This window comes from Paraburkholderia sp. 32 (assembly GCF_050435345.1).
Classification (GTDB): domain Bacteria; phylum Pseudomonadota; class Gammaproteobacteria; order Burkholderiales; family Burkholderiaceae; genus Paraburkholderia; species Paraburkholderia tuberum.
This window is the reverse complement of record NZ_JBNDKD010000002.1, coordinates 782,886-805,156: the sequence shown is the minus strand read 5'-3', so window position 1 is coordinate 805,156 and position 22,271 is coordinate 782,886. Positions and strand designations below refer to the sequence as shown.

The following is a 22,271-nucleotide window of genomic DNA, read 5'->3' as shown; positions in this document are numbered from 1 at the left end:
CCGGTATCCACCGCAAAACTGAGCACGTGCTGTGTCAGATGTGGGTTGCAGTATAACGACAGCGCGTCGTTATTCGACGCGCGCAATTGTGAGTTGCCATTTCATGAACATGGAGGTTGGGTGGCTCGCGAATCGTTGACCTGCCCTGTCGTTTCGCGACCGCTGCGCGCGGATAGATGCCTCTCGACGTTGCAAGCACGGAAACAATGTATTGAAGAGAGCAATTTGCAATTAAACGATAAGAAGATGACGGACCTCAACGGAACGGGCACACGGACTTCAAGGACCTTGCCTGGTCGTTGTTTCGCTAACCCGGCGCCTTGTTCCTGGCGCTAGAGACTGGAAGCTTCATCATGGCTAAAGCGTTCATGCCCGTTCTCACTGTCGTGTCAGTCATCGCTCTCCCCACGGGCACCTCTGCTCAGGGCAACGGTCCTCTGACGCGTGAGCTGGTGCACGAAGAAGTCATCCGACTGCAGCTAGCGGGCTCTGACCACCCCAACGGTGACGCACACTATCCGGCGAACATCCACGCGGCTCTGGCGAGCGTGGCGGCTCAACAGCAGGCGTTCAGTGGGCACGGTGGCGTGAAACTGGGCTCCGCAGTTTCGGGGGTACCGGCAATGGCTCAGTTGGCCTCGTATCGTTCTATCTACAACGAAAGTTGATTGGACATCACGGCGGGGTAAGCCGCAGCCTTGTCTGGCTTTCCATAGCGACGTCGGCGACCCCCTCCGGACGCGAGGTTCAGCGGCAGGCGTAGATCTCGGGAATCTGCATTCGGGGTCGGCCGGCCCCGGAATCACCAGGTTCGGCTACGCGGGATTCACTTCAACCAGCACCAACGAGATCCCTTTTTTGTCGCGTAGCGGAATTCGCCAGGTTGAACCCGTTCGGTTTTTTGCGCCATGGCCTTACCGTTTTGCGCCGAGTCGCGGCAGGCCCGCTTCATCGAATAGGAGAAAGTTTGTGAGATCCAGGATAGTTTTGCTTGCGCTGATCGCGACTACGGCCGTATGCCTGAATAGCACCGCGCAAGCGCATGTGAGCGTCGGTGTCCTTGTGGGTATCCCGCCCCCCATGATGATGGCGCCCCCCGCCGTCGTCTACGCTGCGCCCGCCCCACTCGTCGTCCAGTCGGTCCAGCCAACCCCGAGCACCGTCTACGTCGAAAAAACGCAGACGAGTCCGCCGTCGGGTACCTGGTGGTATTGCCCGGTGACAAAAAAGTATTACCCGTACGTGAAGGGGTGTTCGAGCGGCTGGGTGGAAGTGCCGGTGAGGCCAACCGGGCCGAAATGACATGAGCAAAATGAATTCCCTCTCTCTGGCAATGCGCACGAAACGGGGCGTATCCGCGCTAGTCACCGCCGCGGTCAGCCTGAGCTGCATCATCGCGCTCGACGGCTGTGCGGGCATGCCGATGGGTCCCACAGTGATGGCCCTGCCCGGCACCGGCAAGTCCTTCGATCAATTCCGCGCCGACGACGCGACATGCCAGCAATTTGCTTCCCAGCAGACCGGCGGCATCAGCAATCAACAGGCCACAGCGACGGGCGCCCTGGGCGGTATGGCCGTCGGTACCGCGCTCGGGGCGGCGGCCGGTGCGGCGTTCAACGGCCGCCGTGGCGCAGCGGTCGGCGCAGGCACAGGCCTGCTCGGCGGCAGCATGATCGGCGCCGGCATGGCGCAGAGCTCCTCCATCAGCCTTCAACATCGCTACGATCAGGCGTACGTTCAGTGCATGTATGGCAATGGCCAGCGGGTGCCTGTGCCGCGCAGCGCCGCCGATGCGTACCGGACGCACGACGAAGCGACGCCTCCGCCGCCGGCCTACGATACGGCGCCTCCGCCAGGTTACTGAACCAGGCACGCCGACCACGCTCGCGTTGTCGACGGGGAGCGAGCGCTTGAGCGCGGTGGCCTGTGGAAAAGCCGACAGTTGTTCTCTCATCCTGTACGACGACTCTTGCAGTACGAGCTTTCCACTCAACCAGAGTCGGTCTGACACGGCAGAAGGGCAGGGCCGTCGTTCACGCCGCGGTCGCCTGTTGTGGTTTGAGACCGCTACCGCCATTTTGCAGCCGGGATCGCGCGAGACGAACCGGGTTGCAACGGTTCGCATAATCCTGCACTTTTCCTACCGGCCGTGGTGGCCGGTAAGGAGAAGATCATCGCGGGCTTCAGTAAAGAGGCGAGCGAGCCGTCGCGTTCTTCGCGTCGGCTCGTATCTGCATGGCCGCTCTGGCGCCGAGCTTTGAGCAGGGCGCTACATGCCTTGCCGTCAGACGGATTCCGCGGTCGTCCCCGATTGCGGTTCCGCGATGGGCGGCCGTCACTTGCCGCGCCTGCACCGCCCACGTAATGACAGTTCAATCGCGCCAATACCGACGCCAACCGTATTGGACGTTCAATGCGGTTGATACACTCTGAAAATTCCTCCACCGGGCTGCTCGCATCGTCAGGCGCTTGCATGCCCGCGCCGCAACGCTCTGGCGCGGGCAGGACCGGGAACACTGGTTGCGGCTTGATCACGATGGCCGCGGTTAGCCACGGTCACCCGCAATCTCACGTAGGAGAGCGTCATGACTTCGGACAAGAATTCGAATCGTCAGCCGTCGAATCCGGCGCAGCCCGGCCGCGACAGCGGACAGCAGCAACAGAACCAGACTCCTCCGACGCATCAGGGCGGCCAGCGGCAGCCCTGAGCGCGCTGAGTGACGGCGTGTCCGGGCGTCGTCGCTCGAAAAACCGGACCCCCCGACGTAATAGCGCCGCTAACGGCGGATCGTGACTACGAAGGCGAAGTGGAAAAACTACACATCTATCTGTTCGGCGCGCACGATGCGGTTCGGCACGAGCAGGCGCTGATCCGGCTCGACAAGGCCGGCTACATGGTCACGCTCGCGCGGGTCGTGGTCGAAGATCTGCCGACCTATGCGCAGGCGCGCGACCGCTGCGAGCTGCAGAGTCTGATCCGACGAATCGCGCCGCGCGACACGCTCGTCGTGCTCGAGCTGGCCGCGCTCGGCTGCAACGCGCGCGACATCCTCGCCACCGTGATGCAGTGCCGGAAGGCCGGCGTGGCGCTGCGTTGCGTCGAAGTCGGCCATACCGATCTGGCCGGGCGCCCCGAGCCCTCGGCGGTGAAGGCATTGCGCGCGCTGGTGCGGCTCGACGCCGCGTGCCGCAGCCTGCGCAGCCGCGACAGTCTCGCGGCCGTCCGCGCGAGCGGCAAGCACACGGGCAGGCCGCCGTCGCTTTCCGAGCAGCAGCGTCAACGCGTGCTGCAATCGCTCGGCAGAGGACAGTCGGTCAGCGAGGTCGCGCGGCGCTTCGGCACGTCGCGTCAGACCGTGATGCGCATTCGCGCGGACACGCCAGCCGTGTAGAAATTGCGTGCCGGAGCCGTTTGCGTCATCTTATTACCGCATCGCTGATCGTGCAGCCCGCGCGGCGCGTTTCGCACGACTAATCGCGTGAAACGCGCCACTGCGTCGGCAGCGCTGCGCCGCTGGCTCAATAAAGGCGAGCGGACGTGACTCCGGCGCCGTCCATGCCCGCAGGCGGCGGCGTGTGCTGACTCGCCTCGATGCGCGCGCGGAAATAACGCGCGGTGCGCGGCAGCCCTTCGTCAAGCGACGTGCCCGGCTGCCAGCCGAGCAGTTTTGTCGCCAACGAGATGTCCGGCTGTCGATGCCATGGATCGTCGGCCGGCAGCGGCCGTGATTCGAGCGGCGACGCGGAGCCGGTCACCGCGACGATGCGCTGCGCGATCTCGCGCATCGACACTTCGTGCGGATTGCCGAGGTTGACCGGGCCGCCTGGATCGTCGGCGCTGTTCATCAGCAGGATGAAGGCGTCGATCATGTCGTCGACATAGCAGAACGAACGCGTCTGCGAGCCGTCGCCATAGACGGTCAGCGGCTCGCCGCGCAACGCCTGCATCATGAAGTTCGACACCACCCGGCCATCGGCCGGATGCATGCGCGGGCCGTAGGTGTTGAAGATGCGCGCGATGCGGATCGACAGACCATGCTGGCGGTGATAGTCCATGAACAGCGTTTCCGCGCAGCGCTTGCCTTCGTCGTAGCACGAGCGCGGACCGATGGGATTCACGTGGCCCCAGTAGTCTTCTTTCTGCGGATGGACGAGCGCGTCGCCATACACCTCGCTCGTCGACGCCTGGAAAATCCGCGCTTTCACGCGTTTGGCGAGCCCGAGCATATTGATCGCGCCATGCACGCTGGTCTTCGTAGTCTGCACCGGATCGTGCTGGTAGTGGATCGGTGACGCGGGGCACGCGAGGTTATAAATTTCATCGACTTCCACATACAACGGGAACGTCACGTCGTGACGCATCAGTTCGAAGTTCGCGCAGTCGAGTAGATGCGCGATGTTGTCCTTCGTACCGGTATAGAAGTTGTCAACGCATAGCACGTCATGTCCCTGCGCGACGAGCCGTTCGCACAGGTGCGAGCCGAGAAAGCCGGCGCCGCCGGTGACCAGAATGCGCTTGCGGGTAAGTTCTTTCATGATGCGTGATCCTGAGGTTGGACCGCATGAACGTTGAAAATCAGCGTGGCATCACGCCGTGACGTGCAGCAGCGCGTCGTGCCAGTCCTCCGCGAAACGGTCGATATGAAAGCGTTCGAGCGCCGTGCGCCGCGCGCCTTCGCCGAGCCGCCGCGCTTCGCCGGGATCGCGCAGCAGCCCGAGCATGGCGTCGACGAGCGCGTCGACGTCGGTATGCACGAAGCCGTTTTCGCCGTTGCGGATCACGGTGGCGAGTTCGGCCGTCGCGAGACCGACGATCGGCATGCCGATCGTCATCGCCTCGACGATCGCGAGGCCGAGGCTGGTCCAGCGTATCGGATTGAAAAAGAAGCGGTAGCGCGCGCTGAACGCGGCCAGATCGAGGTTGCCGATTTCACCGATGCCGTCTAGCCGCTGTGCGTCCATGCCGACGAGATCGAGCGGCACGCGCGTGCGCGTTTCGCTGAAGACATCCGCGCCGAGCCGCCGGCCGCGCTGCGCGAGATGATTGACGACCACGATGCCGCGCTGCAGTTCGCCGCTGTAGCGCACGCCGTCGGGCACCACGACGCCATGTTCGATCACGCGCGTCGGCGTGACGCCGCTGTCCCACATCAGCCGGTTGAAGTGCGTGACGTGGACCAGCAGCGTGCCGGGATCGTCGACCCAATGCCATTGCTCGAACGGGTTCTCCTGCGGCGGGTCGTGCTCGACATAGACGCGTGGCAGACGTTGCTGCGCGGCGCTCAGCACGCGCTCGCGGTCGTGGTCCCAGTGGATGCGATGCTGGTACAGCACCACGTCGAACTCGCGGTTGGGCACGTCGTCGATTGCGATCTCGTGCACGTTGTCGCCCCACGGCAATACGCCGACCTTGCCGGCATAGCCGGGCGGATGAGCGGGTTTCGTCACCAGATAGAAATCGTGCGGCGTCTGGCTCAGGTAATACATGTAGTTGCCGTGCACGTGCCAGGTCAGCACGCGCAGCCGGCGGCAATTACGCAACATGGTGCAGATCCTCGAAAGACAGCAAAACGGTTCCCTCATGCAGGCTGCCTGGCGCGCCTGGTTGCGCGCCGGGCGCGCGCGCAAGCTGCTCGCGGGCGGTCTCGACCACCTGTTCGACCTGCACGTTCAGCGCGCACGGATGACCATACGGGCAGTCGCGGAACATGCACGGCCGGCACGCCGGATAGTCGGCCAGCACGCGATGCCGCGCATGATCGAGCGGCGCCCAGCGCCGCGTGTCGCTGCCGCATGCGATCACGACCGACGCGCTCGCCATCGCCGCGGCGATGTGCGAGATGCCGGTGTCGTTGCAGACCACGAGCCGCGCATGCGCGACCAGCGCGGCGAGTCCGCCGAGCGACGTCGCACCCGCCAGATGCAGCGCGGGCGCGCTCATCGCACCGAGCACCGCGCAGGTCAGCGGCGCTTCGGCGGCCGTGCCGGTGATCGCGATCTGCCAGCCGTCGGCGGCGAGGTGGTCGGCGACGGCCGCGAAGCGCTCGGCGGGCCAGCGGCGCGACGGCAATTGCGAACCGGGGTGAACCAGCACGAGCCGCTCGTCTTCGATGCCGTGATACGTGCGCAGCGCGGTGTACTCGTCGAGGTCGAGCTCGGTGAGCGGGAAGGTCAGACGCCGGTCGTGCGTCGGCGCGCCGAGTGCGCTCATCAGCGCGAGATAGCGCTCGGGCTCCGGCAGCGCATCGGGCCAATCGATGAAGCAACCCTCGCGCGGTACCTCGTCGGGCTGCACGAAGCCTGCGTCGGCACATGCGCCGAGTTGATGCAGCAGAGCGTTGGCGATGCCGCCGCTGCCGTGCAGCTGGATCGCCAGATCGAAACGCCGCTCGCGCATCCGCGCGAAGAACGCGGGCAAGCCACCGTTCGATTCGGGCTGCTCGGGAAAACCGACCGCGCCCGGAAACACGATCAGCTCGTCGACGAGCGCCGCGTAGCGCTCGACGAACGCGCGTGCCCACGGCAGTCCGATCAGCGCGATATGCGCATCCGGCGCGGCCGCGCGCAGTGCGCGCAAGGCGGGCACCGCGCACAGCATGTCGCCGAGCTGCAGCGCGCGAAACACGGCGATACGGCGCGGCGCGAGCGCCGCCAGCAGCGAGGGTGGGGTCATGGAAAGAACACCTTGAAACGGATGGCGCCATAGAGCCGCCAGTAGATCGATAAAAACGGAATGGGGATCGACGTCCAGAGCATTTCGGCGACGTGGCGCCAGCCGTGGTTGCGCCCGCGCAGCCGCCGCGCGCAGAAATAGCCGGTCAACCCGCACCACGCGCTCAAACCCGCGCCCGCGAGCATCGGCTGATCCGCGAACGAACCGCCGATCGCCAGCACCGCGGCGCAGAGAATCGCGTAGTACAGCAGCGGCGGCCGCGAGCGGATGCGGGTTCGAAACAGTTCGGGATGCTTGCGATAAAGCAGCGCATCGAACTGGCTCTTTTTCTGCTGCGCGATGCTGACGCCCCAGCGCGCGGGCCGCACCGGATGCACGACCACCGCGTCGCGGGCGCGCACGATCTGGCCGCCCGCGGTAAGCAGCGTGAACTGCAGGTCCGAATCCTCGCGCCACGCCGACGTGAACCGTTCGTCGAAGCCGCCGGTCGCGACGAGCGCCGCACGCGTGACGAACACGTTCGCGGTCGCGAATTCGGCGCGCGCGAGGCCGCTCGCGTCGGCTTCGTAATCGGTCGGCAGATCGGGCGGCGGGGGCAGCGGCACGACGATCGTGCCGGCGGCCGCCGTCGCGCCTTGCGCGAGCGCCGCGACGCCAGCCGTCAGCCAGTGCGGATCGGGCAGCGTGTCGTCGTCGGTGAAGGCGATCAGCGAAGCGCGCGCATACTGCCAGCCCGCGTTGCGCGCGCCGGCCGGCCCCTGGGTGCGCGTGACCGGGAGGTAGTGCAGTTCCAGCCCGCGCGGCGCCATCTCGCGCGCGAATCGTTCGACGCAGGCGCGCGTGGCCTCGTCGGGACCGTCGTCGCAGACCACGATCTCGTAGCGGTGCGGCGCGAACTGCTGCGCGCATAGCGCGGCAAGGCAGTTCGCGAGCATCGCGGGACGGCGGTAGGTGGGCACCACCACCGACACGTCGGGCCACGACTGCGTGCGCAACGTGCGACCGGTTTCGTCGGCATCTTCGCTGCTGTAGCGCTCGGCCACGCCGCCATGCAGGGGCGACGGACACATGACCGAGGCGTTCATGCGCGGCCCCCCGCCTTGTCGACGAGGAACGGGCCGATCACGAGCGCGTCGAGCGGCGAGGTCCAGAACGACTCGACCGCGTCGCGCGGCGAATTCACCATCGGCTCGCCGCGCGTGTTGAACGACGTATTGACGAGAATCGGCACGCCCGTGCGCTGCTTGAACGCCGCCAGCAAGTCGTAGTACAGCGGGTGCTGCGCGCGGTTGATGGTCTGCACGCGCGCGGTGCCGTCCACATGCCGCACGGCCGGAATACGCGCGGCCCTGTCGGCGCGCACGTCGAACACGAACAGCATGAACGGCGCGGTTTGGCCGTTCACGAACCATTCGTTGGTTTCCTCTTCCATCACGACCGGCGCGACCGGGCGAAAGTCCTCGCGATCCTTGATCTCGTTGAGCTTCGCCTGCATCCGCGGATCGACCGGCGACGCGAGGATCGAGCGCGCGCCGAGCGCGCGTGGCCCGAATTCGGTGCGCCCCTGATACCAGCCGATCACCTTGCCCTGCGCGAGCAGATCGGCGGTCTCGCCGGCGATATCGGCGAGTCGCCGGTACGGTACTTTCGACCAGCGCAGGAACTGCTCGATTTCCGCTTCGCTGTATTCGGGCCCGAGATACGCATGATCCATTCTCCAGTGACGTTCGCGGTCGCCGCGCGCGGCACGCTCGCGATAGTCGGTCCACAGTGCCGCGCCAAGCGCGGTGCCAGCGTCGCCGGCCGCCGGTTGCACCCACACTTCGCTGAATGGCCCGGCGTCGCGCACCTTCGAGTTCATCACGCAGTTCAGCGCGACGCCGCCCGCCATGCAGAGCCGGCTCAAGCCGGTCCGCCGATGCAGCCAGTGCGCGAGTTCCAGCACGGTCTCCTCGAGCACGCGCTGCAACGAATTGGCGATATCGAAGTGGCGTTGTTCGAGCGGCCCGCCGCGTTCGCGCGCGGGACCGAAGCGTTCGGTCAGCCGCGGAGCGTCGACGGTATAGCTGCCGTCGTGCCGATAGCGGACGATCTCGCGGAACACCTCGACATAAGCCGGCTTGCCGTACGACGCGAGCGCCATCACCTTGTACTCGTCCGACGAGTGCAGGAAGCCGAGCCAGTCGGTGACCGCTTCGTAGAGCAGCCCGAGCGAGTGCGGCAGCTCGACCTGTTTCAGACGCTGGTACTCGCCGCCGACGAATTGCCCCATGCTGGTCGTCACGCCCTCGCCGCGGCCGTCCATCGTCAGCACGGCGGTGTCGTCGAACGGCGCGGCGAGAAACGCGCTCGCCTCGTGCGCGAGATGGTGCTCGACGAAGTGCCATGCGAAGCCGTGCTCGCGATCCACGCCCCGGAAGCGCTTGCGCAGATGATGCGGCGCGCCGTCGAGCAGCTGGCCCTTCGCGTTGGCGATATAGCTGAGGAACAGCGGGTCCCACGCCGACGCGGACGGGTTGTCCGGGCGCGTGCCGGCCGGATCGAACGGCAGCTCGATCGTCGCACCCGGCCTCTTCGGCATGCCGCCGAATAGCGTGGGGTCGTACGAGTAAGCGACGTGATCGATCGCGGCGAGCGTAATGCCGGCGGCCTTCAGGCAGTAGTCGATCGCATCGAACGGGAGCTGCCAGGTCGAGAACGGCACCGGACGTTTCGCGTGCTTGACGTGCGTGAAGCGTTCGTCTTCGGCGGCGGCGAGCACCACACCGTCGCGCAGCAGCGCGGCGGCGCTGTCGTGATAGACCGCATTGATTCCGAGTGTGTACATGGCATTGGCAGTGGAAGTGGGTTCAGGGGACGGTTGGCTGATCGATCAGCGACGGCGTGCTCGTGTCATCGGCGCGACCGGCGCGCTCCGATACACCACGACGCGGCGCATGCGCATGCGCTTGCCGCAATTCGAGTGCCGCGTGCACGACCTCGTCGGTCGGAACGCCGAGCAGGCAGGCGTGATGCCCGTGCGGACACACGCTGCGATAGCACCAGCGGCATTCGACGTCGCGATACAGCACGCGTTGCGGCGTTTGCCACGGCGTGTGCTGCGGGTTGGTCAGCGCGTAAAGATCGACGACCGGCGTGCCGAGCGCGGACGCGACATGCACGGGGCCGCTGTTGTTGGACACGAGCACGCTCGCGCGTTCGAGCAGCGCGGCGAGTTCGGCGAGCGTCAGCGCACCGCTCAGGTCGTATAGCTGCGCGCGCGCGCCGGGCGCGGCCGTGCGCATGACGGTCTCGACGAGCGCTCGCTCGCTCGCGCCGCCGGTCACGAGCACCGAGGCGCCGGTCTCGCGCGCGAGCTGCGTGGCGACCTCGCCGAAGCGCTCGGGCGGATAGCGGCGCGACGCAGCGGTCGCACCTGGATGCAACACGACGCACTCGGTGTGGCGGCAGATGCCGAGCGTCCTCAGTTTCGCGTCGAGCGACTGGCGCGCGTCCGGCGGCACGCGAAAGCGCATGCCGGTATCGCCCGTCTGCGCGCCGACGTGATGCACCAGATCGAGCTGGCGTTGCACCTCGTGCCGGGTGCGTTGCTGCGGCTCCGGCTCGCGCAGCCAGTCGGTCAACAGCGCGTACGGGTTTTCACGGCAATGCGCGAGGCGGCGCGGAATCCCCGCGAGATAGCACAGCATCGCGGCCGGCAACGGGCTCTGGCTATAGACGGTGAAAATCACCGCCGCGTCGAAGCCGCCGCGCCGCAGCCGCTGCTGCATGCGGTGATCGTCGAGCAGATCGCGCGTCACGGTCGACGCGGGCGCGACCCACGGCGCGTCGTATTCGATCACATCGTCGACGTCGTCGAGAAACGGCGCGAGCGCGACGCCGCTGCGCGACGCCAGCAGCGTGAGATGGCGGTCTTCGGCGGACTCGCGCAGCGCGTGCAGCGCGGGCGTGGTCATCAGCACGTCGCCGAGATTGTCGAGGCGCACGCACAGAATCCGTTTGACCTCGCCGCCCCAGCACACCGGCTGCGACGTATCGGGCGCGCGCGCGTGAGCCAGCTTGGGCGGCGCAAGTGGCAGAGGTGCGTTCACCGCGGCGCCTCCTTGCGGCGCGCCGCGGTGCCCGGCGGCAGGCCGTGCAATACGACGCGTTGCGCGGCCTCGTGCAGACCGGCGGCGCGCGCGCCCGGCGTGCGCTGCGGGCCGGTTCGCCATTCGGTTTCGTGGCCGTTGTCGAGCAGGATCGTGCGGCAGCCGGCGCGATTGCCCGCTTCGACGTCGTCGAGAATGTCGCCGATGAACCAGCTGTTGGCGAGATCGAGCTCATGCTCTTCGGCCGCGCGCAGCAGCATGCCGGGCGCGGGCTTGCGGCAGTCGCAGACGATCGCGTAACGCGCGACGCTGCCCCCCGGATGATGCGGACACCAGTACGCGCCGGCGAGCGTGGCGCCGCACTCGGCGAACATCTGCCGCAGCCGGCGTTCTACGTCGAACAGCGCTCTGTCTTCGAACTTGCCGAGCGCGATGCCGGACTGATTGCTGATCACGAACAGCGCGTACGGGTACGCGGCGAGCAGCGCGAGCGCTTCGCGCGCGCCCGGCGCGAAACGCATCAGCGCGGGATCGGCGTTGTAGGGCACGTCTTCGAGCAGCGTGCCGTCCTTGTCGATGAACACGGCGGGTAGCGTCATGATGGTTCGTGGTATGCGCGAGCTTCGGTCAAAAGTCGGGAAAAGGCGCGCCGCAGCCGCTGGACCGGCCGCGGCGTGTTCCAGATGCGCACACCGTGCGGGTTCGCGCGGCGTGCGCCGTCGTCAACGGGACGACGCTCCGGCTGCTGCTCGCAGCGGTAGCTGCGCCGGCTCGGACGCGGTGTCGAGCGATGTCTTGGTCGGTGCGAGCCTTGCCGCGCGTGCATAGATTTGCGCGAGCGCATCGCTGACGCCGCGCCAGGTGAAGCCGGTCCGCGCCCGGTCGAGACCCGCTTCGCCCATCCGGCGCGCGAGCGCGGGGTCGCGCCGCAAGCGGTCGAGACGCGCGGCGAGCGCGTGCGGATCGCGCGGCGGCACGAGAAAGCCGGTCACGCCATCGAGGATCGAGTAGCGGATGCCGCCGACATCGGCGCCGATCACCGGCGTCGCGCAGGCCATCGCCTCGATCGGCGTGATGCCGAACGGCTCGTACCAGGGCGTCGTCACGAACACGTCGGCGGCGCTATAGAAGTAGCGCAGCCGCGTGCGACCACGCCGGCCGACGAAGCTCGTCTGCTCCGCGACGCCGCATTCGCGGGCGATCTCGCGCAGGCGCGCGATCTCCGGCGTCGCGATTTCGTTGGGCGCGTCCGAATTGCCGCCGACTACGTACAGCCGCGCCGACGCGTTGAACGTGTGCTTCAGCACGCCGACGCCGCGCACCACGTTGTCGATGCCTTTGCGCGGCACGAGCCGGCCCAGTTGCAGCACGATGAAGTCGTGCTGGCGCCAGCCGAGCGCATCGCGGGCGGCTTCGCGCTCGACGGGCCGGAACTCCTCGGCATCGAATCCGCACGGCACGATCTGGATGCGCGCTGGATCGGCGCGATAGTGTTCGAGCAGATCGGCTTGGTCCTGCGGACATTCGGCGACGAGCACGTCCGAGCCTGCGACCAGTTCGTCTTCGATCGCGAAGCGCTCGTCGGGGAAGCCGTCATCCGTTCCCTGATGGATACGCCGCACGCGGCCGAGCGCGTGAAAGGTCGTGACCAGCGGCACGCCGAGCGCAGCCTTCACTTGCAGCGCGGCGAGGCCGGACATGAAGAAGTTCGCGTGCATCACGTCGTAGGACTGCGGTTCGCGGCGAAAGAACGCGCTCAGAAACGCGGCGAACTCGTCCATGAATGGCAGCAGTCGTTCCTTTGGCAATTGCCGCGGCGGTCCCGCGGGCACATGAATCACGCGCACGCCGTCCATGTCGACGCGCTCGGGCAGCAGTGCGCGATCGCGGCGCGTGAACACGTCGACCTGATGGCCCATTTCCACCAGTTGACGCGCGACGTTCGCGACGTAGATGTTCTGTCCGCCGCTGTCGACGCCACCGGCGACAGCAAGTGGCGACGCGTGTTCGCTGATCAGGGCGATCTTCATTGGCATTCCTTCCTGCGATGAGCGGCTATTGATGTTGACTTTCGTAAGCGGCGCACAGCATGTGGTGTGCCATTCGCATCCTGCGGTGCGGACAAACGACGCAAACGTCGCGCGGAACCGTACGAAGCGCTGTAGCGTGCCCTTTGTCGTGGGTAGAGAAGCGCTGTGGCGTCCCCTGTTTCTACATACGGTCATGTAACTTCGAACCGCTTGCGCCGCGCCGGTACCAGGATGGGCGCAGGACCCCGCCCAATTAACAAGTAAGAAGTGCGCGGAAAAGGGCTGGAGCCAGCGCCTTTTTTGCTTGCGCCCGGGCGCGCCGCTTGCGCGACGCCACACTTGTGCGACGTTTCTTCCGGGTGCCCCCACCACGACCTCATGCCGAATTCCGCCCCGCCGCCTCGCTCCGAACTGACGCGCCGAATCGTCGGCGATCTCGCGCATGCGGTATGGCGTTATCGCTGGCAGACCAGCGGGGCGCTCGCGCTGATGATCGCCGCGCGGCTCGCGACTGTGCTGATGCCGCTCACGCTGAAGCACATCGTCGACGAACTGAGCCATCCGCTCGCCCAGGTGGCGTTTCCAGTGTTCCTCGTGCTCGCCTATGCGCTGCTACGATTTTTCGGCGACGCGCTGAACGAGGCGCGCGACGTCGTGTTCAGCATCGTCGTGCAACGCACGGTCGCGGCGCTGACCGAGCGGACCTTCGCGCATCTGCATCGGTTGAGCGCGCGCTTTCATGCGCGGCGCGAGACTGGCGCGATCGTGCGCGACGTGCAGAAAGGCGCCGACGGCATCGGCTTTCTGCTCGGCACCGCGCTGTTCGCGATCGTGCCGACCTTCTTCGAGATCGCGGTGATCGTCGGGATCATGGTGCATAGCTACGCGCGCGAATTCCTGCTCGCGATCGTCGTGACCTTCGTGCTGTATGCGGGCTATACGTTCGTGTTCACGCGGCGGCGCGTCGCATTCCAGCGCGCGGTCAATCTGCTCGAAGCGCAATCGGACGGGCGGCTCGTCGACAGTCTGCTGAACTACGACACGGTCAAATACTTCGCGACCGAAGAGAGCGAGACGCAACGGCTCGGCAACGTGCTGGAGAAGTGGGTGCACGCGCGCATCGCTAACCAGAACGCGTTGACCGCCTTGCACGTGGGACAGAGCGCGGTGATCGCGCTCGGGGTAGCGGCGGTCATGTTGCTCGCCGCGCAGCACGTGGTGGCCGGCAGCATGAGCGTCGGCGATCTGATTCTGGTGAACGCCTACCTGATCCAGATCTGCATGCCGCTGAACACGCTCGGCTTCGTGTTTCGCGAGACCAACGACGCGCTCGTCAACGTCGAGCGCATGTTCGTGATTCTGGCGGCGCGCGGCCGCGTCGGCGAGGATATCGATGCGCGCGACGCGCAGCCGCTGAAGGTCGGCGCGGGGCTGATCGAGTTCGAACACGTCGATTTCGGCTACGACACGGCGCGGCAGGTGCTGCGCGATGTCGACTTTCACGCGTATCCGGGCAAGACGCTCGCGGTGGTCGGCGGCAGCGGCTCGGGCAAATCGACGCTCGTGAAGCTGCTGTTTCGCCTCTATCGGCCCGAGCGCGGCATGATCCGCATCGACGGGCAAGACATCAGCATGCTCACGCAGCGCAGTCTGCGCGAGGCCATCGGCATCGTGCCGCAGGACACCGTGCTGTTCAATGAAACGATCGCCTACAACATTGCCTATGGACGTCCGTCGGCGACGCGCGCGGACGTCGTGCGGGCGGCGCGGGCCGCGCAGCTCGACGAGTTCATCGAGCGCTTGCCCGACCATTACGACACGCGCGTCGGCGAGCGGGGCGTGCGGCTATCGGGCGGCGAGCGGCAGCGCATCGCGATTGCGCGCGCGATTCTGAAGGACCCGCGCATCATCGTGTTCGACGAGGCGACCTCGGCGCTCGACACGCGCTCCGAGCGCGCGATCCAGACCGAGCTGACGCGCCTCGCGCAAGGCCGCACGTCGATCGTGATCGCGCATCGACTTTCTACCGTCGTCGACGCGGACTGGATTCTGGTGATGGAGCACGGCCAGGTGGTCGAGCAGGGCACGCATCGGGAACTGCTCGCGCGCGAGGGCGTGTACGCGAAGATGTGGTCGCTGCAATGGCAGCAGGGTGAACTCGAACACGCGCAGCGCCGGCTGACCGCGCGATCGGTCAGCGTCAGCGCATTGACGGCGGGTGTGATCGATGCCTTGCACGACGAGATCGCCGAGCAGCGCGTCGTCGTCTACGCGGAACCGTCCGACCACGAGCTGCGGGTGACCGGCGATCCGAGCGTGCTGCAACCGTTGATCGCCGAGTTGTGCCGCAATGAGATCGCGCAGGCGAGCCCGGGGCAGCGCATCGCGTTGCGCGCGCAGCGGCACGGCAATCATGTGTGGTTCAGCGTGCTCGGCATGGGCGACAAGCCGGCCGAGCTATCGCAGGCGGCGGCGCGGCAGATGGAAAGCGCGCTGGCGGCCGCGGGCGGCAGCTTCACGCTGACGCCGCTGAACGGGCGGCTCGCCTATGTGGCGATGCTGCCGCTGCGGCCGGTCGCGGATGCGCAACCGCCACTGGCGTCGGCGCCCACGGCGCCGGATTCGGCGGAGCCCGCTCCGCTCGATGGCCTGTTCGTGCTCGCGATCGACGACCAGGAAGAAGCGCGCGACGCGCTCGAAGCGGTGCTGAGCACGAGCGGCGCACGCGTACGGCTATGTGCAGCGGGCACCGAAGCGCTGGACTGGCTGCGCGCGACGGACCCGGCGCAATGGCCGCACGTGCTGCTCTGCGATCTGATGCTGGCCGGCGAGGATGGTTATGACGTGCTGAGCCGTTTGCGCGCACTGGAAGGCGGGCGGCCGTCGATACGCGGCGGGCCACTGCCCGCGATCGCGCTGACCGGCTACACGGACGCACTCGACGAACAGCGCGCGCGCACCGTGGGTTTCGACACGCACTTGCACAAGCCCGTGGCGCCCGCAGAACTGATCGCCGCGATCCGGCGGCTCGCGCAGGCGCCGTCGCGCACGGACACGGCGTTGCCGCGATAATGATGCGCGCGATTCAGGTCTGAGCGAGGTCTCAGATCGGCGCGTCGAACTTGCCACCAACAGTCGTCGTTGCGGACGCGTCGAGATTGCGCTCGGCCGCGCGCACGCGGTCGCGCATCGCGAGGATCGACCGGGGGACTACCCGGCGTTCTCGCACGGTCCACGCCAGCCCGGCCAGTAATTCGGTGCCGTCGCGCAGCAGCGTGCCTTCCCGCGCGAATACGTCGAGGGCGCGCACAGTCGCGCTCAACGCTTCGCCCAACGGCAGACGCAGCCACGCGACCCACGCGGCGTTGCGCGCGAGCATGCGACGGCGCAACGCGCTATCGCGCACCGGCGACGGATGGTGATGGAGCGTCAACTGCTCGCAGTAGACGATCGCATGTCCCGACGCGAGCACGTCGAGCGAAACGAGTGTTTCCTCACCGCCGATGAAAAGACGCGGCTCATAGCCGCCGATCTCGCGATACAGCGCCGCGCGAAACACGCACGCGCCCGCCATCAAGCCGATCAAGGAGGGCCCCGGCAGACCGACACGGCCGAGCGGGCTTGCGCGCATCAACGCACAGGTCGGATCCGTCGTGTTGTCCGCGCCGACCGCGACACGCGCATTCAGCACACCGACGCGCGGCCATGCATCGAGCAATTGCATCGCGCGTTCGAGCGAGCCCGGGCCCCACCAGGTGTCGTCATCGCAGAACGCGACATAGTCGGTCTCGACGCACGCGACCGCGTGGTTGCGCCCTGCCGCGCCGAGATTGCCGTTGCATTCGACGACGCGAACGCTCGGATAGCGCGCTTCGACGAGTGCGACCGTGTTGTCGGTGGAACCGTTGTCGGCGACGATGATCGGCGGGTTTTCGGGTAACGCGAGCAGACGTTCCAGGGTAGTGAGCAATTCGCCCGCACGGTTATACGTGAGAACGACGACCGAAATACGCGGGTGGGGGGCTTTGGTTTGCATGCTGTGCAATCGCTTCGACGGTTGGACTGCGACGACGCAAACCTCGTGCCGTGCGTCACGCGTTTTGCGTTGATCGACCCGATTCGTCGCGGCCAAGCTGCCAATAGCGTTCGGACGAAAAAAGGCTTGCCTGTCCTTCGGGACCGAATGCGCGCAATTGGCTGCGATAGGCGTCGAGTGCCGCGCGCTTCGTGCGCTCGTGTTGCGTAGTGCGGGGCACGTCCAACGCATGCGGTGTGTTGGCGGCGTAGCCGCGTTTCGCGAGGTCGGACAGGCGCGCTTGCACGACGCCGGACATGCGCCGGTAGGGCACGTCTTCATACGCGACGAACTGCGTGGCTGGCTGACGCCGCACCAGGGCGAGACAGGCATTGGACACGAGAACGTGATCCGAATGGAACAGACCCAACGGCATGACGATCAGTGTGGGTTTTGTTTCGGAAACAGCGTGGTTCAACGCGGCGATCAGCTCGTCCGCATCAGGCGATGCGTGGTATTGCGCGTCGCGAAACAGCAGATGTACCGGAATCGCCGACAACAACCCCAGCGCCTCCCAGTCTTCCGCCTGACGCGCCCGCATCGCTTCGAACGCGTCGGCGAAACCGGCCGCGCGGTCCCAATCGGTCGTCATGTTCTCGGCGGGCGGCGCGGTGAAAACCGTGCAGACGACCGCGCCGGGATGCGCGGCGATCAGAAGTCCGCAGCTGAGGACCGCATCGTCGAGATGCGGTGAGATGACGAGCAAGCGCTGGTCCGATTCCATACCGGCGAGTAGCAAGCTGCATTCCGCCGGCGCGGTGCGCGAAGGGTCGGTGCGGGAATAGTACTTGCTCCCATTGCGGTTCTACTACTACGCGAACGTGCGCGCACGGCGCCACGCACGCGCGCCGTTGAAGAACTCGCGGCGCTGATCGAAGGCGATCCGGTGCTGCGCATGGATATGACGCGGGCCATCATTCAGGCGCAAGAGGCGGGCTACGTGCTCGGCTATGCATCGATCGACGAGCTGATGACGATCGTCGACTACCTGATGACCTACGCACCGCCGTTCAGCGAATCCGATCTGATTCACTGTCCGCTGAACGCGGTGCTCGACTGGCCGATGTGCATGCCGTCCGGCTACGCGCTGTTTCGCGACCCGGCGCTCAATGCGCAACTCAAGCACGTGCTGAACTGCTGGTCTGGCTTCCTGAGCGGCCCGCATTCACGCGCGCATTTAAATACGTCGTCGCCCGACGGCTGGTTCAGCCCTGAGGCCGACAAACGGATCGGCCTCGCGCAACGCGTCGTCGTCGCAAAGCAACGGATAGATGCGTTGCGCCCCGTCAAGCCGCTAGTTCAGCCGCGCAGCCGCGCGAAAATACTCATCAGGTCTTCGAGAACCACCGGTTTTTTCAGGTGCGCGTCGAAGCCCGCGTGTTCGGCCGCGCTGACGTCCGCCTGCTGGCCGAAGCCGCTGACCGCGATACAGATCACGGACTTCATCGCCGGCATGCCGCGCAGCTTGCCGATGAACTCCATGCCGTCCATGCCCGGCATGCCGATGTCGGACAGGATGATATCGGGCGCGTTGCCGTTGATGATCGTCAACGCTTCCTCGCCGCTCGTCGCGGTCCGCACTTCGGCGCCCTCGCTTTCCAGCAGCAGCTTGAAGGTTTCGACGGTCGCGGCGTCGTCGTCGACCATCAGGATGCGCGTGCCTTTCAACGGCTCGGCGGTGACTTCGATATCCGCGCTCGTGCGGGTGGCGAGCCGGTGGGTGGGCAGGGTCACCGTGAAAGTCGCGCCGCGGCCGACGCCGTCCGACTCCGCACGCACCGCGCCGCCGTGCAGGTTGACCAGATCACGCACCAGCGCGAGGCCGATGCCGAGGCCCCCGCGGCGCAAGCCCGGATCGCGGCTCTGCTGGAACATCTCGAAGATATGCGGCAGCAGCGACGCCTCGATGCCGATGCCGGTATCGCTGACGCGCAGCACGGCCTCGGCGTGATCGTTGACCTGCAACGACACCTGAATCGAACCGCGCTGCGTGAACTTCAGCGCATTGCTGATCAGATTCCACACGATCTGCTCGATCCGCGTGAGGTCCGCGTGAATGATCACGGGCGCATCGGTGATGTCGACCCTCAACGCGACGCCGCGCTGCGCCGTATCGTCCTGCACCGCGCTGCACACGCGCTGCACGATCTCGCGCATGTCCACTACGGTGCGCACGACCGACAGCTTGCCCGTGCGCACGCGCGAAATGTCGAGCAGATCGTCGATGATTTGCGCCTGGCCCATCACGGTGCGGCGGATCGTATCGGTCGCGCGCGACACGTTCAGGTTCTGCCGCGTTTCCGGCGCGCGCGCGATCAGCTCGGCGCTGGCCGAAATCAGGTTCAGCGGATGCTTGAGCTCGTGCGACACGACCGCGAGAAATTCGTCGCGGCGCCGCTGCGCGTCGCGCTCGCTTGCCGCGCGCAGCGATTCGACATGGGTGCCGCGTCCCGAGGTCGGTTCGTTCACATATTCGCCGAGATCGCGCGTGATCTGCGCAAAGCCGCTGATGCCCGGTTCGTCGAGGCGGGACAGCACGCCGCTCGCGAAAAAGCGCGTGCCGTCCTTGCGCAAATGCCAGCGCTCCTCTTCGGCGCGGCCATTCAGACGCGCTTCGGCGAACTCGCGTTGCGCGACGTTGTCGGCGCGGTCCTCTTCGGTGTACAGGATGTCGGCGGACTGGCCGATCATATCGGCTTCCGTATAGCCGAAAATCCGTTCCGCGCCCGCGTTCCAGCTGTTGATCACGCCATTGTCGTCGAACGTGATGATCGCGTAGTCGCGCGTGCTTTCCGCGACGATGCGCATGCGCCGCTCGCCTTCGCGCAGCCGGTCTTCCGCCTGACGCCGCCCGGTGATGTCGATGAACGACAGCACCGCGCCGTCGATGCGGTCTTCGGTCGTGCGGTAAGGCACGAAGCGCGCGAGATACCAGCGCCCGTCGTTGCTCTTCAGCTCGCGTTCGATCAGGCGCAACGAGTCGAATGCCTCGGCCGCGTCGTCGGCGAGCTTGTCGTATTCGAGGCGGTGCGTGATGTCGAGCAGCGAACGGCCGATGTCCGACGCAATGATGCTGAAGACGTCGGTTGCGCGCGGCGTATAGCGCTTGATGCAGATGTTGCGGTCGACGAAGATCGTGCCGATGTCGTTCGCGGCGATCAGGTTGTGCAAGTCGTCGTTGATCTTGCCGGTTTCCTCGACCTTCGACTTCAGCTCCGCGTTGACCGTGGTCAACTCCTCGTTGATCGATTGCAGCTCTTCCTTGCTGGTTTCGAGTTCCTCGGTCGCCGAGCGCAGTTCCTCGTTGATCGCCTGCAATTCCTCGTTCGATGCCTTCAGCTCCTCGGTTGAGGTTTCCGACTGCTCGATCGTGGACTGCAACTGTTCCTTCGTGCGTTGCAGTTCCCGTTCGAGCTGAGTGATGATCGGGTCTTTCTGCACGTCGGCCGGCGCCGTTTCGGCGTTCGCCACGCTGTCCTCGACCTCGTCGAACAGCACCAGCACGAAGTCCGCGTTCGCTTCCGGATCGTGCACGGGCCGCGCGGTCATGTTGACGAAGTACGACCGGCCATCGCGCTCGATGCGCACGCGGCGCGCTTCGACGCTGCGGTTCGTGTGCAAGGCCTGATAGATCGCGGTGCGCAGTTCCAGCCGCAGTTCCGGACGCACGACGGCCACGATGTTGTGCGACGGCTCGCCGCCGGAATACTGCAGAAAACGCCCGGCGCGATCGGACAGATGAACGATTTCGGATTCGCGGCTCACCAGCACGCTGGGCGGCGCATATTGCTCGACGAGCCGCTGATGCAGATCGCCGAACGAAAAGCGCCGGCGCCCCGGCGGCTGCACCGTGGTCACGACAGGCCGCGAGCTCATGGTGCCGGAAATCGCGATCGGCAGCGGCGTGTCACTGCGTACCGCCATGTTCGCGCGATAGATGCGGTTGCGCTTGTCGACCACGGTGAACATCGAGCTCACGCCGTCGGCCGACTCCGAGCTGCCGAGGAACAGCATGCCGCCGGGACGCAGCGCGAAGTGGAACATCTTCAGGATTTCGATCTGCGCTTCGCGGTCGAGGTAGATCAGCAGGTTGCGGCAGCAGATCATGTCGAGCCGCGAGAACGGCGGGTCGCTCAGCACGTTATGGTGGGCGAACAGCATGTGCTCGCGCAGCTCTTTCTTGATCCGGAAATGCGCGGCGTCCCTCGTGAAGAACTGGCGGATGCGCGCCGGCGTCAGGTCGGCGGAGATCGAGTCCGGGTACACACCGGCGCGCGCGAGGGAAAATGGCGCGCTCGTCGATGTCGGTCGCGAATACCTGAAAAGACACGCCCTCGGGCGATTTCAGCGAGCGTTCCTGCAGCAGCATCGCCAGCGAATAGGCTTCTTCGCCCGTCGCGCAGCCCACCGACCACACGCGGATGCGGTCCTGTTCGCCGCGGCTTTCGAACAGGGGCGGCAATACTTCACGTTCGAGCACGTCGAACGCTTCCTTGTCGCGGAAGAAATTGGTGACGCTGATCAGCATGTCCTGCAACAGCGCCTGGGTTTCTTCAGGGTGCAGATGCAGATAATCGCGATACACCTGCAGGTCGGTAATGCCGTTGACTTGCAGCCGGCGTTCGATACGCCGCAGAACCGTAGCCCGTTTGTAATGTCGGAAATCGTGTGCGGTGCGGGTGCGCAGAATCACCATGATTTCGCGCAGCGCGCGCTCGGCCGACTCGTTGACCGTGTCTTCCTCGGGCTCGTCCGCCTCCGCGGCCGGCAGATGGATTTCCCGCGCGGTGGACCACAGATCGAGCAGCCGTTGCGGCATCTCGGCCGCGGTCATCACGAAGTCGGCCATGCCGGTCGCGATTGCGCTGCGCGGCATGCTGTCGTATTCGGCCTCGGAAGGGTCCTGCACGAGCGTGATGCCGCCCATTTCCTTGATGCGCGACAAGCCGACCGAGCCGTCCGAGCCCGCTCCCGACATCACGATGCCTATCGCGCGTTCGCGGTGCGCCTCGGCGAGCGTGCGGAAAAACAGATCGATGCTCGCGCGGCGTCCTTCCTCGGGCAGCTTCCGCGTGACGCGCAGGTAGCCGTCGACCATGATCATCTCGAACGAGGGCGCGACCAGATAGACGTGGTCCGATTCGATCGGCGTGGGGCCTGTGACCTGCTGCACGGACATGCTGGTGACTTTCTGCAGCAGTGAGGCCAGATTGCTTTCGTGATCCGGCAACAGGTGAACGACCACGACGAAGGCCATCGACGTGTGCGCGGGCAGCGCCTCGAAGAACTCCGTCAGCGCGTTAAGCCCCCCCGCCGATGCGCCGATACCGACGATCGGATAGAGTGCCTGGCTAGGCAGAGTTTGCCCTCGCTTCTTTGACATGGCTGCGTGTCCCTTCTTG

The 22,271-nt window shown here is 66.1% G+C and carries 16 protein-coding genes and 2 pseudogenes; 7 read left to right on the top strand and 11 right to left on the bottom strand.

Annotated features, from left to right (window positions below; genetic code table 11):
- Positions 1-353: 353 nt before the first annotated feature.
- The 5 genes from OKW26_RS19035 to OKW26_RS19015 all read left to right on the top strand — a co-directional run bounded on the left by OKW26_RS19035 (position 354) and on the right by OKW26_RS19015 (position 3,392).
- The gene (locus OKW26_RS19035) at positions 354-668 is read left to right on the top strand and encodes a DUF4148 domain-containing protein (protein WP_143037312.1); all 315 of its coding nucleotides are present in this window, start codon (positions 354-356) and stop codon (positions 666-668) included.
- Positions 669-969: 301 nt separating this feature from the next.
- On the top strand, positions 970-1,302 hold the full coding sequence (locus OKW26_RS19030) for a hypothetical protein (protein WP_429354763.1): 333 nt from the start codon (positions 970-972) through the stop codon (positions 1,300-1,302).
- Position 1,303: 1 nt separating this feature from the next.
- A complete protein-coding gene (locus OKW26_RS19025) occupies positions 1,304-1,864 on the top strand; it encodes a YMGG-like glycine zipper-containing protein (protein ID WP_429354762.1) in 561 nt (186 codons plus the stop codon).
- A 721-nt stretch (positions 1,865-2,585) separates the two neighbouring features.
- A complete protein-coding gene (locus OKW26_RS19020; protein ID WP_013094087.1) occupies positions 2,586-2,708 on the top strand; it encodes a hypothetical protein in 123 nt (40 codons plus the stop codon).
- Between the two features lie 99 nt (positions 2,709-2,807).
- Complete coding sequence (locus OKW26_RS19015; RefSeq protein WP_429354761.1) at positions 2,808-3,392, top strand: helix-turn-helix domain-containing protein; 585 nt, start codon at positions 2,808-2,810, stop codon at positions 3,390-3,392.
- Positions 3,393-3,519: 127 nt separating this feature from the next.
- Here the strand turns inward: OKW26_RS19015 and OKW26_RS19010 are convergent, their stop codons facing one another.
- The 8 genes from OKW26_RS19010 to OKW26_RS18975 all read right to left on the bottom strand — a co-directional run bounded on the left by OKW26_RS19010 (position 3,520) and on the right by OKW26_RS18975 (position 12,794).
- Positions 3,520-4,536: a UDP-glucuronic acid decarboxylase family protein gene (locus OKW26_RS19010; RefSeq protein ID WP_429354760.1), complete on the bottom strand. Its 1,017-nt coding sequence runs from the start codon at positions 4,534-4,536 to the stop codon at positions 3,520-3,522.
- A gap of 51 nt (positions 4,537-4,587) precedes the next feature.
- Positions 4,588-5,544: a glycosyltransferase family 4 protein gene (locus tag OKW26_RS19005; RefSeq protein ID WP_429354759.1), complete on the bottom strand. Its 957-nt coding sequence runs from the start codon at positions 5,542-5,544 to the stop codon at positions 4,588-4,590.
- On the bottom strand, positions 5,534-6,673 hold the full coding sequence (locus tag OKW26_RS19000; RefSeq protein ID WP_429354758.1) for a glycosyltransferase family 9 protein: 1,140 nt from the start codon (positions 6,671-6,673) through the stop codon (positions 5,534-5,536). The genes OKW26_RS19005 and OKW26_RS19000 overlap by 11 nt, the downstream gene beginning before the upstream one ends.
- A complete protein-coding gene (locus tag OKW26_RS18995; protein ID WP_429354757.1) occupies positions 6,670-7,758 on the bottom strand; it encodes a glycosyltransferase in 1,089 nt (362 codons plus the stop codon). Before OKW26_RS18995 ends, OKW26_RS19000 begins: the two co-directional genes overlap by 4 nt.
- Positions 7,755-9,500 (bottom strand): carbamoyltransferase family protein, encoded by a 1,746-nt coding sequence (locus tag OKW26_RS18990; protein WP_429354756.1) that lies wholly within the window; start codon positions 9,498-9,500, stop codon positions 7,755-7,757. Before OKW26_RS18990 ends, OKW26_RS18995 begins: the two co-directional genes overlap by 4 nt.
- A 22-nt stretch (positions 9,501-9,522) precedes the next feature.
- Positions 9,523-10,764 carry a lipopolysaccharide heptosyltransferase II gene (gene waaF, locus OKW26_RS18985; protein ID WP_429354755.1) on the bottom strand — a complete coding sequence of 414 codons (1,242 nt, stop codon included), beginning with the start codon at positions 10,762-10,764 and terminating at the stop codon, positions 9,523-9,525.
- Entirely contained in the window at positions 10,761-11,363 is a 603-nt protein-coding gene (locus tag OKW26_RS18980; protein WP_429354754.1) for a D-glycero-alpha-D-manno-heptose-1,7-bisphosphate 7-phosphatase, read from the bottom strand. The genes waaF and OKW26_RS18980 overlap by 4 nt, the downstream gene beginning before the upstream one ends.
- Before the next feature lie 123 nt (positions 11,364-11,486).
- Positions 11,487-12,794: a glycosyltransferase family 4 protein gene (locus tag OKW26_RS18975; RefSeq protein ID WP_429354753.1), complete on the bottom strand. Its 1,308-nt coding sequence runs from the start codon at positions 12,792-12,794 to the stop codon at positions 11,487-11,489.
- A gap of 378 nt (positions 12,795-13,172) precedes the next feature.
- Between OKW26_RS18975 and OKW26_RS18970 the strand changes: the two genes are divergently transcribed.
- On the top strand, positions 13,173-15,866 hold the full coding sequence (locus OKW26_RS18970; protein WP_429354752.1) for an ATP-binding cassette domain-containing protein: 2,694 nt from the start codon (positions 13,173-13,175) through the stop codon (positions 15,864-15,866).
- Positions 15,867-15,897: 31 nt separating this feature from the next.
- On the opposite strand, the gene OKW26_RS18965 is transcribed toward OKW26_RS18970, so the two are convergent.
- Both OKW26_RS18965 and OKW26_RS18960 read right to left on the bottom strand, forming a co-directional pair.
- Positions 15,898-16,830, bottom strand: coding sequence for a glycosyltransferase family 2 protein (locus tag OKW26_RS18965; protein WP_429354751.1), 933 nt, complete (start codon positions 16,828-16,830; stop codon positions 15,898-15,900).
- Positions 16,831-16,885: 55 nt separating this feature from the next.
- A complete protein-coding gene (locus OKW26_RS18960; protein ID WP_429355255.1) occupies positions 16,886-17,593 on the bottom strand; it encodes a PIG-L deacetylase family protein in 708 nt (235 codons plus the stop codon).
- Between the two features lie 57 nt (positions 17,594-17,650).
- On the opposite strand from OKW26_RS18960, the pseudogene OKW26_RS18955 reads away from it, so the two are divergent.
- A pseudogene (locus tag OKW26_RS18955) lies at positions 17,651-18,112 on the top strand (phophatidylserine decarboxylase associated domain-containing protein); the annotation flags it as partial.
- 56 nt (positions 18,113-18,168) lie between these two features.
- Here the strand turns inward: OKW26_RS18955 and OKW26_RS18950 are convergent.
- Positions 18,169-22,252, bottom strand: a pseudogene (locus OKW26_RS18950) (CheR family methyltransferase).
- Between the last annotated feature and the right edge of the window lie 19 nt (positions 22,253-22,271).

What these genes read in the sequence shown, in the direction of transcription:
- OKW26_RS18980 (WP_429354754.1), bottom strand. Translation starts at nt 11,363, where the DNA reads ATGACGCTACCCGCCGTGTTCATCGACAAGGACGGCACGCTGCTCGAA.
- OKW26_RS18990 (WP_429354756.1), bottom strand. Translation starts at nt 9,500, where the DNA reads ATGTACACACTCGGAATCAATGCGGTCTATCACGACAGCGCCGCCGCG.
- OKW26_RS19035 (WP_143037312.1), top strand. Translation starts at nt 354, where the DNA reads ATGGCTAAAGCGTTCATGCCCGTTCTCACTGTCGTGTCAGTCATCGCT.
- OKW26_RS18960 (WP_429355255.1), bottom strand. Translation starts at nt 17,593, where the DNA reads ATGGAATCGGACCAGCGCTTGCTCGTCATCTCACCGCATCTCGACGAT.
- OKW26_RS19000 (WP_429354758.1), bottom strand. Translation starts at nt 6,673, where the DNA reads ATGACCCCACCCTCGCTGCTGGCGGCGCTCGCGCCGCGCCGTATCGCC.
- OKW26_RS19005 (WP_429354759.1), bottom strand. Translation starts at nt 5,544, where the DNA reads ATGTTGCGTAATTGCCGCCGGCTGCGCGTGCTGACCTGGCACGTGCAC.
- OKW26_RS19025 (WP_429354762.1), top strand. Translation starts at nt 1,304, where the DNA reads ATGAGCAAAATGAATTCCCTCTCTCTGGCAATGCGCACGAAACGGGGC.
- OKW26_RS19010 (WP_429354760.1), bottom strand. Translation starts at nt 4,536, where the DNA reads ATGAAAGAACTTACCCGCAAGCGCATTCTGGTCACCGGCGGCGCCGGC.
- OKW26_RS18970 (WP_429354752.1), top strand. Translation starts at nt 13,173, where the DNA reads ATGCCGAATTCCGCCCCGCCGCCTCGCTCCGAACTGACGCGCCGAATC.
- OKW26_RS19020 (WP_013094087.1), top strand. Translation starts at nt 2,586, where the DNA reads ATGACTTCGGACAAGAATTCGAATCGTCAGCCGTCGAATCCGGCGCAG.
- OKW26_RS18995 (WP_429354757.1), bottom strand. Translation starts at nt 7,758, where the DNA reads ATGAACGCCTCGGTCATGTGTCCGTCGCCCCTGCATGGCGGCGTGGCC.
- OKW26_RS18965 (WP_429354751.1), bottom strand. Translation starts at nt 16,830, where the DNA reads ATGCAAACCAAAGCCCCCCACCCGCGTATTTCGGTCGTCGTTCTCACG.
- OKW26_RS18975 (WP_429354753.1), bottom strand. Translation starts at nt 12,794, where the DNA reads ATGAAGATCGCCCTGATCAGCGAACACGCGTCGCCACTTGCTGTCGCC.